Annotated in this window: 17 protein-coding genes; 9 read left to right on the top strand and 8 right to left on the bottom strand. The window is 37.7% G+C overall.

Annotated features, from left to right (window positions below):
• Positions 1 to 48 precede the first annotated feature (48 nt).
• Entirely contained in the window at positions 49 to 1,443 is a 1,395-nt protein-coding gene (locus SLP02_RS17645) for a TldD/PmbA family protein (protein WP_319422050.1), read from the top strand.
• Between the two features lie 21 nt (positions 1,444 to 1,464).
• Positions 1,465 to 2,049 (top strand): DUF4126 domain-containing protein, encoded by a 585-nt coding sequence (locus SLP02_RS17640; protein ID WP_319422049.1) that lies wholly within the window; start codon positions 1,465 to 1,467, stop codon positions 2,047 to 2,049.
• Between the two features lie 69 nt (positions 2,050 to 2,118).
• On the opposite strand, the gene SLP02_RS17635 is transcribed toward SLP02_RS17640, so the two are convergent.
• Positions 2,119 to 2,307 carry a hypothetical protein gene (locus SLP02_RS17635; RefSeq protein WP_319422048.1) on the bottom strand — a complete coding sequence of 63 codons (189 nt, stop codon included), beginning with the start codon at positions 2,305 to 2,307 and terminating at the stop codon, positions 2,119 to 2,121.
• Positions 2,308 to 2,432: 125 nt separating this feature from the next.
• Between SLP02_RS17635 and SLP02_RS17630 the strand changes: the two genes are divergently transcribed.
• Positions 2,433 to 2,738, top strand: a complete 306-nt coding sequence (locus SLP02_RS17630; RefSeq protein ID WP_319422047.1) for a response regulator — start codon at positions 2,433 to 2,435, stop codon at positions 2,736 to 2,738.
• Between the two features lie 39 nt (positions 2,739 to 2,777).
• Here SLP02_RS17630 and SLP02_RS17625 read toward each other — a convergent pair whose 3' ends face one another.
• From SLP02_RS17625 to SLP02_RS17615, 3 genes are all read right to left on the bottom strand, one after another.
• Positions 2,778 to 4,232, bottom strand: a complete 1,455-nt coding sequence (locus SLP02_RS17625) for an RNaseH domain-containing protein (protein WP_319422046.1) — start codon at positions 4,230 to 4,232, stop codon at positions 2,778 to 2,780.
• Between the two features lie 6 nt (positions 4,233 to 4,238).
• Positions 4,239 to 5,717 (bottom strand): pPIWI_RE module domain-containing protein, encoded by a 1,479-nt coding sequence (locus SLP02_RS17620; protein WP_319422045.1) that lies wholly within the window; start codon positions 5,715 to 5,717, stop codon positions 4,239 to 4,241.
• Positions 5,718 to 5,847: 130 nt separating this feature from the next.
• Positions 5,848 to 8,016, bottom strand: a complete 2,169-nt coding sequence (locus SLP02_RS17615; RefSeq protein ID WP_319422044.1) for a hypothetical protein — start codon at positions 8,014 to 8,016, stop codon at positions 5,848 to 5,850.
• Between the two features lie 91 nt (positions 8,017 to 8,107).
• On the opposite strand from SLP02_RS17615, the gene SLP02_RS17610 reads away from it, so the two are divergent.
• The gene (locus SLP02_RS17610; protein WP_319422043.1) at positions 8,108 to 8,464 is read left to right on the top strand and encodes a helix-turn-helix domain-containing protein; all 357 of its coding nucleotides are present in this window, start codon (positions 8,108 to 8,110) and stop codon (positions 8,462 to 8,464) included.
• A gap of 6 nt (positions 8,465 to 8,470) precedes the next feature.
• Complete coding sequence (locus SLP02_RS17605; RefSeq protein WP_319422042.1) at positions 8,471 to 9,034, top strand: ImmA/IrrE family metallo-endopeptidase; 564 nt, start codon at positions 8,471 to 8,473, stop codon at positions 9,032 to 9,034.
• 234 nt (positions 9,035 to 9,268) lie between these two features.
• On the opposite strand, the gene hemW is transcribed toward SLP02_RS17605, so the two are convergent.
• The gene (hemW, locus tag SLP02_RS17600; protein WP_319422041.1) at positions 9,269 to 10,534 is read right to left on the bottom strand and encodes a radical SAM family heme chaperone HemW; all 1,266 of its coding nucleotides are present in this window, start codon (positions 10,532 to 10,534) and stop codon (positions 9,269 to 9,271) included.
• Between the two features lie 229 nt (positions 10,535 to 10,763).
• Between hemW and SLP02_RS17595 the strand changes: the two genes are divergently transcribed.
• Positions 10,764 to 11,861, top strand: coding sequence for a PIN/TRAM domain-containing protein (locus SLP02_RS17595; protein ID WP_319422040.1), 1,098 nt, complete (start codon positions 10,764 to 10,766; stop codon positions 11,859 to 11,861).
• 132 nt (positions 11,862 to 11,993) lie between these two features.
• Here SLP02_RS17595 and SLP02_RS17590 read toward each other — a convergent pair whose 3' ends face one another.
• Complete coding sequence (locus SLP02_RS17590) at positions 11,994 to 12,476, bottom strand: flavin reductase family protein (RefSeq protein WP_413467228.1); 483 nt, start codon at positions 12,474 to 12,476, stop codon at positions 11,994 to 11,996.
• Positions 12,477 to 12,582: 106 nt separating this feature from the next.
• Between SLP02_RS17590 and coaE the strand changes: the two genes are divergently transcribed.
• The 3 genes from coaE (at position 12,583) to SLP02_RS17575 (ending at position 14,264) form a co-directional block, all read left to right on the top strand.
• Positions 12,583 to 13,191 (top strand): dephospho-CoA kinase, encoded by a 609-nt coding sequence (coaE, locus tag SLP02_RS17585; RefSeq protein ID WP_319422038.1) that lies wholly within the window; start codon positions 12,583 to 12,585, stop codon positions 13,189 to 13,191.
• Between the two features lie 285 nt (positions 13,192 to 13,476).
• Complete coding sequence (locus SLP02_RS17580) at positions 13,477 to 13,662, top strand: DUF4278 domain-containing protein (RefSeq protein ID WP_319422037.1); 186 nt, start codon at positions 13,477 to 13,479, stop codon at positions 13,660 to 13,662.
• Positions 13,663 to 13,871: 209 nt separating this feature from the next.
• Complete coding sequence (locus SLP02_RS17575) at positions 13,872 to 14,264, top strand: hypothetical protein (RefSeq protein ID WP_319422036.1); 393 nt, start codon at positions 13,872 to 13,874, stop codon at positions 14,262 to 14,264.
• 113 nt (positions 14,265 to 14,377) lie between these two features.
• Here SLP02_RS17575 and SLP02_RS17570 read toward each other — a convergent pair whose 3' ends face one another.
• Both SLP02_RS17570 and SLP02_RS17565 read right to left on the bottom strand, forming a co-directional pair.
• Positions 14,378 to 14,761 carry a hypothetical protein gene (locus tag SLP02_RS17570; protein WP_319422035.1) on the bottom strand — a complete coding sequence of 128 codons (384 nt, stop codon included), beginning with the start codon at positions 14,759 to 14,761 and terminating at the stop codon, positions 14,378 to 14,380.
• 154 nt (positions 14,762 to 14,915) lie between these two features.
• Entirely contained in the window at positions 14,916 to 15,818 is a 903-nt protein-coding gene (locus SLP02_RS17565) for an AEC family transporter (RefSeq protein WP_319422034.1), read from the bottom strand.
• Positions 15,819 to 15,828: the final 10 nt, after the last annotated feature.

Here is a 15,828-nt window from a genome sequence, read left to right as displayed (position 1 = left end):
AATGTCAAAATATTAATAATTGAGTAAGTATATTTAAGAATAACGCCGATGAGTACAGCAACAGCAGCTACAGCGACAACAGAACAGATCAAAAGTGCGATCGCAGCCTATAAAAACCAAATAGATTATTTAGAGATTAGAGTTGAACAGAGTGAGTCTACAGGGCTTTCTTTTCGTGGTGAACAGCTAGACTCTGTAGATCGTAGTTTTTCTCTTGGTGGAGGAATACGCGCCTGTCATGATGGTGGCTGGAGTTTTGTTACCTTTAATGGCTTGAAAGAGTTGCATGAACGAATTGAAGAAGCTATTTCTCAAGCTAAACTTGTAGGTAAAGATAAAACTCAGCTAGCAACTGCCGAACCAATTGAAGATTTCGTCCAAGAGAAGATTAAACGAGATCCTCGTAGTGTATCCCTGCAAGATAAACGTAAGCTGCTAGAGGCTTATAATCAAATTCTTTTGAATTTCGATCCTCGCATTCAAACGACAATGGCAAGTATTAGCGATCGCTTTGCGACTAAAACTTTTGTCAATTCTACTGGTAGCTGTATTGTCCAAGAAAGACTAGACGTTAATGGACGATTTGCAGCGATCGCTAAAGGAGAAGACGGAATAGTACGTCAAGGCTTTGAGTCTGTTCATTCCCGCAATGATTTTGATGTTTTGGTGGGTATTGAAGACAAAGTTAAAGGAGCAGCAGAACGAGCAGTTAGACAATTAGAAGCGAAATCGGTTAAAGGTGGTCAATATACGGTAATTCTCGATCCTTATCTAGCTGGGGTGTTTATTCACGAGGCTTTTGGGCATCTTTCAGAAGCAGATTTTGTCTACGAGAATCCTAAAATGCAGGAATTGCTTACTTTGGGTAAACCTATGGGCATTGAACAGCTAAATGTTGTTGATGATGCAACCATGGAGAACCTACCAGGCTCGATGAAGTACGATGATGAAGGTGTGCCAGGACAACGTAAGTATTTGATTAAAAACGGTGTTTTAACAGAGCGTCTCCACTCTCGCGAGACAGCAGGAAAAATGCAGGAAAAACCCACAGGTAACGCTAGAGCAATTCGCGCTAACTATCCTCCTATTGTGCGGATGACTAATACGGCTATTGAACCTGGAGATACTCCCTTAGAAAAGATGTTTGAAGGTATAAAAGAAGGAGTATATGCCGTCAGAATGCTAGGTGGACAAACTAACGGCGAAATGTTTACTTTTGCAGCAGCAGAAGGATATATGATTCGCGATGGTAAAGTTGCCGAGCCTGTTAGTGATGTAACCTTATCAGGGAATGTTTTTCAAACTCTGCAAGATATAGATGCAATTAGTAGCGACACTCTCTATACCAATGGAGGATGCGGAAAAGGGGGACAAATGCCTTTGCCTGTAAGTGTTGGAGGTCCTCATATTCGCATCAAAAACGTAGTTGTCGGCGGAAGATAGATAGGTAGATCAAACTAAATTATGGAAATTATTGTTGCCCTCTGTTTAGGTATAACCCTCAGTGCAGCCTGTGGTCTGCGAGTTTTTTTACCACCTTTAGTATTGAGTTTGGGGGCTATGTATGGTCATATTCCCCTCTCGTCAGGATTTGAATGGCTGGGAACTACCGAGGCAGCGATCGCTTTTGCCATTGCTACTGTTTTAGAAGTTTTGGCTTATTACGTTCCCGTAGTCGATAACCTATTAGATACGGTTCAAGTGCCAATTGCCGTAGGTATTGGTACAGTCTTAACTGCTGCTACTTTGGGACATACCGATCCTGTCTTACAATGGACGTTAGCTGCGATCGCAGGAGGTGGAACAGCAGGATTGATGGGAACTTTGGCTAGTTTTACTAGATTAGCTTCTACAGGCGTTACTGCTGGATTAGGTAACTTTATTGTGGCAACTACCGAACTTGTCGGCTCAGTTTCTTTATCGATTCTGGGTATTACTTTCCCGCTTTGGACTGCTGCGATCGTTTTGGTTGTAATTCTGGTGGCGGGGATTAGAATAATTTCTAATCCTCCAGGTTGGCTACAGAAAGGCAATCGGGCAAAATCTTGAAACAGGTCTATTACCAAATTAATCTGCTTTATTAAAAATCTCGCTAGGATAAAAACAGATCATAAGACTCTAAGGCAGAGGAAAAGCAATAAAATCCATTAAACCTTGGCAGGTAGGAATTTTAATCTTGCCGATCGCAACTATCGTCATTTTCCTATTAGATAAGATTGTAGGGTGGGCATCCCAATTAATAACAACAGAATCAATTATTTGAGTAATGCCCACCAATCCTTCTTCAGTGACGTAATAGGGACGCAATTGGTAATAAGCAATTGGTAATCAGTTAAGGGCGAACGGCTGGCTGTTCGCCCGTACTAATAATGAATCAAAGAATTTTAATAATTGATGACTATGACGACGTGCGGGAAGCTACTCAAATTTGATTGGAAGTAACTAGGAATTGGGAAATTATCACGGCAAGTTCGGGTCAAGAAAGCTTAATTAAAGCGATCGCCAAGCAGCCAAATTTAATTTTATTGGATGTGATGATGCCAGTTATGGATGGTTTGCAAACTTTTTCTGAACTACAGGCTAATTTTGTCACTCGCTCTATTCCCGTCATTTTATTAACGGCAAAAGCTCAACCAGCCGAACTAAGATCCTTTACTCAGCTTCAGGTGTCCGATGTAATTACTAAACCCTACGATCCATTTAATTTAGCAGACCGCATAGCTAAAGTTTTAAAGTAATATTAAATAGAGATCTCCAAAAACAAAACTTTTTAGGCTCTAAAAATCCAAATCTAAAATACATAGAAGATCTTGGATTAGATCAATTCCTAGGTGCATTGGGTATGGTTGATGAATATTTCCTTTTGTAAATGCGGGAGATGTTCTTAAATAGTGTGGTACTCGACAAAGTGCTTTTAGGCTTTTTTCTGTCTGAAGATCGGCGCGAACAAAAAAGGGCAATATTTCAATCATTTGCTGATGTTTGTAAGCAATGTTGGCTGCGTAGATATCATCTTGATGTTCTATTTTGGACAAATTTCTAGCTTGGGGTTCATTTTGCCCTTTTTGAGTGCTAGGTATTCTACCTATTGAAAAATAATGTAATAATTCTGGGGCTGTTTTATCTATAAATCCACTTAATTGAGTAAAGTCTTTGGTTTCAGAATCTTCATTCCATTCCTGTCTATTAGTAACATACTGAGGTGTCTCCTTTCCGCTACGAAGGCGAATTACAGTTAACAAATTGTTCAGTTTTTCGTCGTCTCTTTTATATTGGCAGTTGTGACCAATTACATGACTAAAGTTTAAAATATCTCGTTGCTCTAATAAATATTCATTTTTTAATTGAAACCAAGCCTGATTACCGCTTCCATTTTTGCTACGTTCGTTACGCCAAACATCAGCTTCAATTAAAACAACAGTAGGATTTTTTAAATGATTTACCAATGTATCGGCGACAAACTTTACTAAATCTCCGCCCTTCATTTGAACCTGTTCTAATATTTTGCGATCGCTGCCTTGAGTATTTCTCGCTTTTCTTACTTCATGAAATAATTTTCCTATTTCTATTCCTGCTTGTGTATAAGGAATCCATTGTTTATGGTTAGGAAGCAAAACGTCTACTGTTCCTGTAGCACTAAGACGTACTGCGATCGCATATTGAAACTGATTTCTACCGATAAAATTGTTTTTTTGCACTCGACAAAAGGCAATTATATCTAATTTGTGAGCAATATTTTCTGGTATTTTTGCTAGTTGGTAAACTTCTGAAGGTAAACCGTACAATGTACCTGTATGGCGCAAAGTTACATCTAATACAGCGTTTAATGTTCTTCCTTTTGTTTGTGGACTATAAACTTTATCATCTTTCTTGGTTGGCTTTACTGTTTGTAGCATCTGAGAATTGATATTTTCTAAGACACAAGCTTCTCGTACTGCACCTCTAATGTTTTGTTTGGGGTCTACTCCTTTTATTTTTTGAATTGTTCCTATTTCAATAATTGCAAAAATACTTGAGTCGTTTTTACTTTTTACTTTGTTGAGAACATTATTCTTTAAAAAATTCTGCCAAGCCTGACGTTTTTTGGTATGCCCTTTTCTTATTTCTTGATCGAAGTTTCTGTTGACTGAAGACAAGCCACTTACAGATATTCTTTCTAAAAGAGTGGAGTCTTCAATCAAAACATCTGTAACGGTAATATGTTCTGGAAAGCAATCGCCCTCTCGTAACAATAAAGATTATCGTAATTGCTGATTGACTAATCTTTTAGTGTGTTCTTCGCGATAAATTACAAATAAATAAATTGGATTATTATTAGAGGCTCGTTTAATAGCATTTACGATAATAGTCTGTTTTTCCTTTACTTTTTCTTGTTGTTCCTCTTCACTATGTTTTGATAGCGCAGAAGGCAATAAAGATTTACCTAGATAATCATAATCGCGCATTGCCAAAGGCATTTTTTTACCAGTTGGTGCTTTAATATCGCATTCCATTGGTTTGTCTGCAATTAATGTGCAATTTAATAATTGCAAGACTTTACTAGTAATATCTGCACGTTCTTTTAAACTAAAACCAGTATCGATATGATGCCCGTGTCCGCCGCTTTTTTGCCCTTCTTCCCTGTATTTGTAGCCTTCAGTATGAATAAGATAATATTCATCATTACTCCACTTTTTAGCATTATCTAAATTGCCATATTTTTTAGGATTGTTGAATATTTCCTGTGGCTTAATAAGAGGACGTGCTTTGAATGCAGCTAGCAAATCTGGTAACTGTTCTTGCCATTGTTTAACATTATCGCGATCGGTAGTCAACTTAACTAAAATTGAATCAGTAGGATAGTTATCTATACGGGCGGTATTCATTCCTATTAAGACAGAAATATTTCGCCCAAAATTATGTTTTACTAAAGGTTCATCGGCGTATCTTTGACAACCGAGGTGTAAAAATATCCAAGGCTTTAAATTACCTCGATCATTAAATCTTCCTGCTTGAGTATGTAAATATAAATTTAGGGTATAGGCATAATAACCTTCTTGTTCTTTAACCGTTCCATCCCGATCATTTTTTTCGATATAGTTAACTTTAAAAGGCTGACTGACTAAATGTAATCCCGTTTTACCCGAACAACCGTTTTGTACTTTACGCCAAATAATTTTTTGCTCTATATTTTCTAACTTGATAGTAATAGTTTTTTCGTGTAATAAAGTCGCAAGTAAACTGGGAATCGCCTGATATCCCAAACCGTTATTAGAATTAATATCTTCGATTAAAGTTGCTGGTTGAATATATTCCCATTGCCAATCTTCGGGGAAAATATCAACAGCATCTAAAAAGCGATCGCATACTGATTCGATCTCATCTTTATTACCTCGCCTATTTAAAAATTGTCTTGTCCAAGTTTGCGCCCAAGTAAAAATCAGATCGTGTATCTGTTGTGGTGTGGGTATATTGTCTAAAATATTTTCAGATTTACCAACAGCTAATGCGCGATATTGACGAACATAATCTATGGTTTCTAACCATTCAAAACCATAAGTCAAAGTTGAACTACAGGCAAGTAAACCATTATTTAATTGTCGATAAGGAAAAGGTTCTTTCTCTTTTTTACGTAGTACTCTTTGGATATCGTTACAAAAATCTCGAACCTCCCTAGAATAAGGAAACATTAACACGGCAATTTTTAAATCAGCAAATGGGTTTTCCGCTAAATTCATACGGGAGGGTAAAGCTACATTAGAATTGTTTTTTTTTGCATAATATTTATTGAAAATAATTACATTACGTTATGGGTAAGGGCGAACGGCCGTTCGCCCCTACAGGGTTTATCTAATTACACAAATTTTTTTAGAAGAAGACATTTTCGATATTTTCTAAAGCATCAGCAAGTGGTCTATATAAAGCATTCCCAACTGAGTCATCTTCTGCTGCATAATCACAAACTCTGAGTATCGTGGCGACTAACAAGCTATTTTCTTCGCTATCATTATCAATTTGATTTGGATCGTCACCAGCTTTTTCAGCAGCAAGCTTTTTAGCACTATTATCTGCCCAAGCAGAGTCAACAAAATAACCATGAAAGGGAACACCACCGCGAATCAAACGCCCTACTGCTTGAATAATTCTGCCTAGTGTTGTGGCTGCTAAATCATGACGGGGAAAAGCACATAAATCAGGATTATCTCGCAGAGTTCGATAGTAAGAACGCTGTTCAACTGAACGCCAGTAATTATTTGCTGTTTTTCTCAGTAATTCTGCACTTTGGGCAATTCCATCTGCTTGTTGCCAAACAATAAAATCTTCTTTATCTCGCCATTCATAGGCACGTCGATTTAATTCCTGGACGATCGCTGCTGTATCATTGGGATGAGGATAAGGACGAGTTAGAAAGTACACTGCGCCAAAAGCTGCTTTACCGTTACTGTTAAGGATATTGAATCCACGTCCGATAGAGCTTGTAGACGCAACTAGTATTTTGCCCCCATTTTGCCCAAATGTTTCGATATCTGCTCTTTTTAGCTCTCCTGGCTTGAATTTGCCGTTTTTTTCTGGTTCTAGGTTGTCATTAACTAAATGATAGATTTGTTCGCGAATATCGGGTAAGTAAGTTCGCAATTCATCTGCTACCCATTTAGATTGATCGTAAGAGTTGACTAAAATTAAAATGCGATCGCGATCTGCCCAGAGTTCGGGATTACTTTCTCCTAAATCTTTTAGTATCTGTAGTTCCGAAACAAGATGATTGCTGCCATTTTGAGTAACTAGAGATTTAGCAACCTGCGTGAGTTTGGTACGGGCTTGTATTTTGTTACTTAAATTACCAGAGACGCGAATTGGTTTATTCTTCTCATTAAACTGAGGTAGAAATTCAAATTCACTTTGAGCGATCGCTTCTTGCGCCGTTGTTTCTGGCATCAATACCCCTTGAGGATCGCCCACATGAAAAGTAGTAGAGTCGGGTAAATAAGATGTTCCTGAAAGTGCCAAGACATTTGCCCCTTTCAAGCCGTCAAAATCGGTTAATAAGCGATGGAAATTAAGTACGTAATCTCGCCCAATATTAGAATAGGCAAACAGACTCAGAGTATTACTGTCTTTGCTAGAATAATATGTCCCGAATTGTCTTCCCGTAACTGGTAACGGCAAAATATCAATCATTCCCATTGGCATTCGGCGATGGGGAGAAGGTTCACGAATATTATTAGGTCGATTTTGCCATTCATAGAAGACAATTTTGGTATGGCGATCTAATAATGTAACTGTTAGGGTAAACTGCAAACGATAAGCAAGAGTTTGAATAGTGTCGAGATCTTCTTCTTTAGTTAGATAAGGATATAAATCCTCCGAGTTTGGCTGATTTCTTAGGTTATTTAATTCTGTTTTTAAAAGATCTAAATTGCTTCGAGTGTTGGGAAAAAAAGTAGTTATCCAATTATGACAATCATTATAAATCTCTTCATCGGTAGCACTTTCGCCCCTGTTGTTGATAAGTTGCACGATTTCTAACAGTCCAGTTGTTGCAGAATTGGAACTTCTACGTCTCATTACGGGATCGTCTTTGAGAAAATAATCCACAATTTCCATCATGGGTTGTATTCTTCCCTCATCTGCCATTAGTTGCTGTGACGATTTGGCATAAGAATCGTATTCTTCTAATCCCGCTAAACGACGTGCTAACTTGTAAAAAAGCACGTGCGGCGTAAAATAACCTTGTTGTACCCAGTCTTGTAGAATTTTTTGCCCTAAATCTTCGCCGAGTAATGTAAGAGTGGCTTCAATTGCTGTTTGGGCATTTCTTTGTACTGCACTCCATCTAGCCTTTAAAGGCGATCGCAAAGTTTCAATTCGGTTGGATTGTTCGGTTTTAACCCCAGTAATATCAAAAACGCCGTCTCTGCTTCTATTAGTTAGGGTTACTTGTTCTGCATATACTTTATCAAACCATTCAATAATCGTATCTGCTTCATCGAACACCACAATATCAGACTGTTCGTACTTACCTTCTCTATTTCTCACAAGCGATACAATCGTTTCATAAAATATACACTCTTTGTTTTTGCCGTATCAACTAAGAAACAAAAATATTTCTGTAAAACAAAATAGCATTATGGGAAGTTATCTAGATATCGAAAGATTAGCTAGCCTAGTGCGTAGTAAGCGTGGTTCTCGCGGTTTACGAGAAACAGCAAAAGAAATTGGCAATGTTAGCCCTTCAACTATTTCGCGGGTAGAAAATGGCAAAACTCCTGACATGGATACATTTTTAGCTATTTGTGACTGGCTAGAAGTGCCATTGAATGAGCTAATCAAGGATACAGAGGAAGAGAACATAGAAACTGCTGAAGCTATTTCAATTCAACTACGTGCCGATAAAAACCTCGATCCTGCGATCGCTAATGCTTTAGCGTCTTTAGTTAAAGCAGCATACAAAGACTTATCCCAAAATAAAGATGAAAAGGAATAATTACAAGTGGGATTAATTAAAAGTTTAACGACTGAAAACCGACAAAGATTAGAAGCGATCGCATCTAAAAAGCGCAGTATGTTGGGTTTCAAAGCTTTTGAGACGTTACCAGCCACAATTTTAGCCAAGCATTTTGAAGCAGAAGTTTTTACTGCTGAAACATTTCCTAATGCCGACTCAGAATCTATTAAGTTACTCAGCGATCCTGATAAAAACTGGTCAGCAGGAATTATTCGTCAAAATCCATTATGGATCGTTCACAATTCTCGTCATGTGCCTGTACGTCAGCAATCCAATCTTATGCACGAATTCGCTCACATAATACTCAAACACAAAATGGTAGACAGAGATCCAAAAACAGGACTTTTTCAACGCCGTCAACAAGACGAAGATGAGGCAACATATCTAGGTGGATGTTTGCAGATTCCCAGACATGGTTTATTGTGGGCAGTACAAAAAAAGATGACCGTATTTCAAATTGCTTTGCAATTTAACTCTAGCGAAGCAATGGTAAGGTTTCGTGGTAATGTTAATGGAATTTCTTTAGGCGATCGCTACAGAATCGTATAATGAAGCGATCGATGCGAGACTTAGGTTGGTTTCTAAGCCTCGATAGTCAAGTCACCAAACAAAAGCATAAAGACAATGGTAAACGCAAGGTAAAGCCAATTGACACTAAATCCGATTTATAAAAAATACTAAAACCAAGAATTTTCAAACCAATGATAATTATTAGTTTAACTACGAATTTCATCTTTCATTTCAGCTAAGACATCAATGATTATTCGCCCCGACAAAAATTAATTATGCTAATTTCTCAAATAGGCTAGCAAGAACAGTATTGGAAAAGAGAAATCCTTCAGGATCGCTAAGGCGAACTCTTCCTGGCAACGGAAACAGTGAATTTCGATCTTTTAAATCAATCAATTGTTCTTGATTATCTAATATTTCTATCCATCCCTGACGATAATATGGCTTAATGCAAGACCAGATTTTTTTTAAGATATCTGGTTCAAATTGTTCTAAATCAATACCTTCTGCTAAACGCAAACCTAGCATTAAAGTTTCAAGTATATAGTCTGTGGCAGATATTTCTGGTGCATCTACAATTGATCCTGTTTCCAACCAAGCATAGTATTCTCGGCGAGTTCGAGGGCGAGAAAATCTTTTCCCTGCAACGTAGCTAGCTGCACCCATACCAAAGCCATAATAAGGTTTATTTTCCCAATACACTCGATTATGACGACACTGATAACCAGGTTGAGCATAATTGGATATCTCGTAGTGCTGGTATCCTGCCTTGGTTAAAGTCGCTTGAGTCAGCCGATACATCTGGGCAGCGTCATCATCATTAGGTAAGGGGGTTTCTCCTGGCTGATATTGTTTGCCGAAGGCAGTAACTGGTTCAAGTACTAGATCGTAACAGGAAAGATGCTTAGGCGCGATCGCAATTGCCGTTTCTAAAGATTTCAGGCAATGTTCTAAGGTTTGATGGGGTAAACCTGAAATTAAATCTAAGCTGAAGTTATCAATTTCTAGCTGTTTAATTATTTCTACAGCCTGCATTGCATCAGCTAAAGTATGAGAACGCCCACAAACTTTGAGCAACTCCTCATCAAAAGTCTGCACTCCCAAACTAAAGCGATTTAGCCCTGCTTCTAAATATCCTAATAATCTATGGCGATCAAAAGTACCTGGATCGATTTCCATTGATATTTCGGCGTTATCAGCAATACCAAAATGGGATGCGATCGCCTGTATAATTTGTGTTAGCTGCTGTGGAGATAATAAAGAAGGCGTGCCACCACCAAAAAAAACTGTTTGTAGAGGTTCTTCGGTTGATGGTGTTGATTGAATATCTTTGATTAAGGCAGCAATATATTCTTCTAGCATAATAGATGCGGATTTCCCCCCCGAATTTCCCACCACTGAAATTGGAAAATCGCAGTAAAAGCAGCGACGACGACAAAAAGGAATATGAATATAAGCAGCAGTAGGAACTAGATCTAATACAGTGGCTACTAAATTAGAATTTAAACTAAGTCTGGTTAAAGATATATTTTTAGCCATTATTAAATATTTCAACACCTGAATAATTATGTTGAGTATAGTTCTAAAAAAATTATGGATATTTCTATTTCAAATTAAAAACGTATATATATCTAGATTTAAGAGATAAATTCCGTCGCTTAGATTAATTTTGCAACATTAAGAACTCCCTTAGATTTATTACACTATTACCGAGAATTTATTACAGTAAAGAAGAAATACATCTTTATCATAATATTCAACTAAGACAATGGTTGATGCCATCATAATTATCATTTGCATTATCGCTGCTGTAAACATCGGGTTTGATGGGTTACAGTTGCTTCCTCCTGATATCTTGCAAGGGGTATCAAATATCGAAGCCTTGCGCTTCGTGATTGCTGGCTTTGCTGCCATAATTGGTTTAGGCATTGGAGTTGCCGTACAGACTACCTATCGCCGTCTAGAGCAGCAGATTCGCAGCACTAGAATTGAGATTATCATTACCAGAGCGATCGGGCTAGTTATGGGTTTGCTGGTAGCCAACTTAATGCTGGCACCGATGTTCTTGTTACCCATACCCAAAGAACTAAGCTTCTTTAAACCTACTGTAGCGGTATTAGGTAGCGTCATGTTCTCTTATTTAGGTATTAGTTTAGCGGATACTCATGGACGTACCTTTTTACGCTTGATTAATCCTAATAGTATTGAATCAATGCTGGTAGCTGAAGGAACTTTAGAAGCTATGCCTGCCAAAGTTCTCGATACTAGCTGTATCATCGACGGCAGGGTGGAAGAACTGCTTAAAACTGGTTTTTTAGAAGGGCAGATACTTATTCCTCAGTTTGTGCTGCAAGAATTACAAAATCTGGCTGATTCTAGCAACTCCCAAAAGCGGATTCGTGGTAGACGAGGTTTAGATATTCTTAATCAGATGCAGGAAGACTACCCCAATCGCATTGTGATTAATCAAGCTGATTATGAGGATATCGATACGGTTGATGCCAAGCTAGTTAAATTGACTCAAGAAATTAGCGGCACTCTTTTGACCAACGACTATAACCTTAGTAAAGTTGCTAATCTACAAAAGGTACAAATTCTCAACATTAACGATCTTGCTCGTTCATTACGTCCTGTTTATCTTCCTGGGGATAATCTAGAGCTTAAAATACTTAAGCAAGGGAAAGAACCAGAACAGGGTATTGGCTATTTAGAAGACGGCACTATGGTTGTGGTAGAAGAAGGGAGTGATTTCGTCGGTGGAGAGATACAGGCAGTAGTGACATCTTCTTTACAAACCTCCGCAGGTAGAATGATTTTTGCTAAACCCCAGTCTGAATCGGAAAGCTATTCTAATGCAGTTGGTTAATTTGATTAAACAACAGAAAAAAAGTAGCAAGCTACAAGAGTCTTGATAAAACTAGCTGCTTTATCAAGACCGATGCGCTTTTAAAAACATTCTGACTTGCTACTTCTTACCTATTACTTCTTACTTCTTACTTTAACCACCATATTCCCAACCAGTACTAGATAACAACAATTGATCGCCTTGGCGATGAATACCAGAAGCAATTACCTCGCCGACATATACGGTGTGATCTCCTTGTTCGACTGTGCCGACTACTTTACATTCAATGTAACCCAGAGAGTCTTTAATAATCGGACAGCCTGTTTCTTCTCCTTCATAAAATTCCACATCCTCAAATTTGTTACCCACGCGGGATTTGGGTTTAAAGAAAGATGCCGCTAAGTCTTTTTGTCCTGCTTCTAAAAAGCTGATGCTGAATACTTGGGTATTTTCGATCATTTTATGGGAAACAGTGCCTTTCTTGACGCAATTAACTACCAAAGGCGGTTCAAAGGATGATTGCATCAACCAGCTAACTGTAAAACCATTCATTTCATCCCCTTCTTTAACGCCACAGATGTATAATCCATGAGGGATTTTGCGTAACATTGTTTTTTTTGCCTGTTGGTCTAACAAAAGTCTTGCTCCTTAATTTAAAATTACCTCGCATTAGTTTATCAAGCAACTGTAATTAGAAAAACTTCCTTTAGTTAGAAATATTAACTTTAAGCATTCGTTACACATGAAAAATTCAGCCAGCAGACTTATTGGACTAACAGGAGGAATTGCCACAGGAAAAACTACTGTATCGAATTACTTGGCAGAGAAATATAATTTGCCTGTATTGGATGCAGATATTTATGCAAGGGAAGCCGTAGCAAAAAATTCACCTATTTTACAGACTATTTTTGCTCATTATGGTGAGAGGGTAAAGTTAGCTGATGACGATCTCGATCGCTCTAGTTTAGGAGAAATTGTTTTCAATGATCTTCAAGAAAAGCAGTGGCTAGAAAGCCAAATCCATCCCTATGTTCGCGATCGCTTTCAGCAAGAATTGCACTATACTTTAAATAATACAATCGTGTTAGCTATACCTTTGTTGTTTGAAGCCAAGCTCACAGATACGGTGACAGAAATCTGGGTAGTTAGTTGCGATCGCGCTTTACAAATTACCCGCCTACAGCAGCGCAATCATTTAACTCTAGAGCAAGCTCAATCGAGAATTGACAACCAACTTCCTCTGGTAGAAAAGGTTGCAGCAGCAGACGTTGTTTTACATAATAATGCCGATCTAGCTGATTTATATGCTCAAGTAGATACTGCAATTAATAAAAAGGATTCTTTTCAGTAAAGTTTTATAACAAATCTATTTTCTGGATAAAACGGTAACAATAGTTACAGAAAAATGTACTATAATAAAATGACAAGGCAATAAATTTTCTCGATGTTTTAGATGAAAAGTTTTTATTGCTCACTGTAATAGAGGCGAATTAACTTTGTCTTAAAAAAGAAGTAGCATACTTACCTATTTGTTAGGAAGAATGTGAACCAGATCGAGTTGAAAATCTCGTAGTCGCCAATATTTAAAATTTAAAAGTAAAAAAAATATCTATAGTTCATGTTAGAGGTATAAAAAATGAAGCTACAATTTAGAGGAAAAACTTATGAAGCTCCCCATTTAGAATGGGATGTAAGTGAAGGTGAAGTTGGTGGACTCTATCGTGGTAAGCCTTGGAAAGTTCATCATTTAACAGAAAAGCACCGTCATAGCAACAAACCAACAGGATTAACCTATCGAGGAGTCCATTACACTAAAGGCTAGTAGTCCGTCAAAATTGTTTTGAGGAGTAATTGGGGTAGTGAAGTATTTGGGGTATTTGGTGTAGAGTCGTTTTTACTCCATCCTCTCTATTTCTCCACTCCACCACCTCTCTATCTTCTCTACCTGCAATACTTCCATCAATTCAGACTAAATAAATTAACTGTTAACTTTTGCTATTACTATGAATATTTTTGACTGTAAAGAAAATAATGAAAAATCTATCTTATTCAACTAGTAGCAGGAGAGAGTACCAGCTACTAATTGAAACAGAAATTACTGCTTGTCATCATAGATCTAAGCTACCTCGCCACATATTATCAGTAGAAAGCCAGTCCCATAGAAGACAAAGCAACATCGAGCAGATTAACTATGTTTCTAGGACGTGTCTAGTTAAGCCATCTCAAGCTGAAGAAGTTAGTTTTGCTTATGATATTTTGAAATATCAGTTAAGCGATCGCCAAGCACAAAAAAAACATCTAGAAAACTTACGCTGTAACTTGCAGCATCGTCTGCGGGTAGCAAAAAATCAGGGAAACAACCAGCTAGTATCTATTTTGCAAGAAGAGTTTAGACAGTTGGAAACCAGCGTTTGCTCAAGTTGAAAATATTGAGTAACGTTTAGTTCGGGTTAAGACAATTTCGACAGTTATTTTACCAAGGAATAGCATTTTCAGCCAACGAAATAACAAGAATTTGAGCTTATCCCGAACTCAGGTTATTGATAATTAGTACTGAGGTATTGACGTAAACGAAATAAGCTAAGAGTTTGTCCCAAATTAAGGGGCAAAGCCGAAATACCTTCCAAGCGAGACTGTAGCCAGCCATCACCCCAGTGCCATTGATGATATCCATCTATGCCTTTGCTTAGTATTAAGCGTAGACAGTTATCTTCAACCATCTCTACTTGATGTTCAACTTTTATTAATCCCAAAGAACTAATAAAAGTATCTCCTTTAGTTAATTGACCCGATAGAGAAGTAAAGTTTTGTGGCCACATCCATTGCTTAAGGCGATCGCTTTCGAGTAAGCTTTCTCTAATGTTTTTTTCCGAGGCGTTTACTTCAATTCGCAAATTGCTTTGCTGAAAATTTCCTAACATAATTTGCTTAATCTTAATTTCTTATTCACTTTTTGAGGTTTAAATTTTGTCAGTAAAAAATTTCAATCTCGGAAGCTGTCTATAATATCATTGTAAGAAAATAACTGGATATTTCCCATCAGCATTGGCGTTAAATTCTTATAGGCACTTGTTTTTATGTCTGAGGTATTTTCATCAACACTGTCAAGACTATAGGTAAGGTAACAAAACTCATCAGGGTGGATGTAACAATTGCCCTAGCAACCAAATCTTTATCGCCACCAAACTCGCTTACCAGCACAAAAGAATTAACTGCCGTAGGCATGGCACTTTGCAAAATTAGTACCTGTAAATTTAAACTATCTAGCTGTAGTAACCTGCCAAAACAATAAGCAATCAGAGGAGCAATGGCTAAGCGGGCAATAGCAAGTACAATTTCTTTAATTCTTGGTTGGAAACGAGTCTGAGATAATTGCATTCCTAGTAAAATCAAGGCAATAGGAATTGCTGCTGCACCTAACTGCTGAATACCTTTATCCAATTCCCAGGGTAGTTTAACTGAAAATAATCTCAGGCTAATGCCAAATAAAATTGCCCAAAGCAACGGTAATCGTAAAGTTAACTTAAAACCTTCAATTACGCCATTCCCGCGAATAATAGCAGGACCAAAACAAAACATGAGAAAACTAGACCCCAGCATATAGATAATTGCCCTGTCTAGTCCTGCTGCACCCAAAGCAAAAGTCGCCACAGGCAATCCCATATTGCCGTTGTTAGGAAACATAATGATAGCGGTAATTGCTCGGCTTAGGGTTGGATTCAAGCCAAATACTCTACTAACCAGCCAAACAAGACTGTATATAGTTATGGAGGTTAGGGCAAATCCTAGCAATAGTTTGCTTGAGCTTGCTAAAGACAACTTAGTACGATAAAGTCCATCAACTACTAATGCTGGAGATAAAGTATATAAAGTTAACTGGGAGAGAGTTGAACGCTGTAATGGTAAAGTACGACCGACGATAAAACCAATTAAAATAATCAAGCCTACAGGTAAAACAGCAGGTAATAAGGTCGTCATATATAAATTA

The sequence above is a fragment of the Pleurocapsa sp. FMAR1 genome (genome assembly GCF_963665995.1).
GTDB lineage: Bacteria > Cyanobacteriota > Cyanobacteriia > Cyanobacteriales > Xenococcaceae > Waterburya.
Note: the sequence above shows the minus strand (reverse complement) of the source record. Positions and strands in the feature narration are given on the sequence as shown.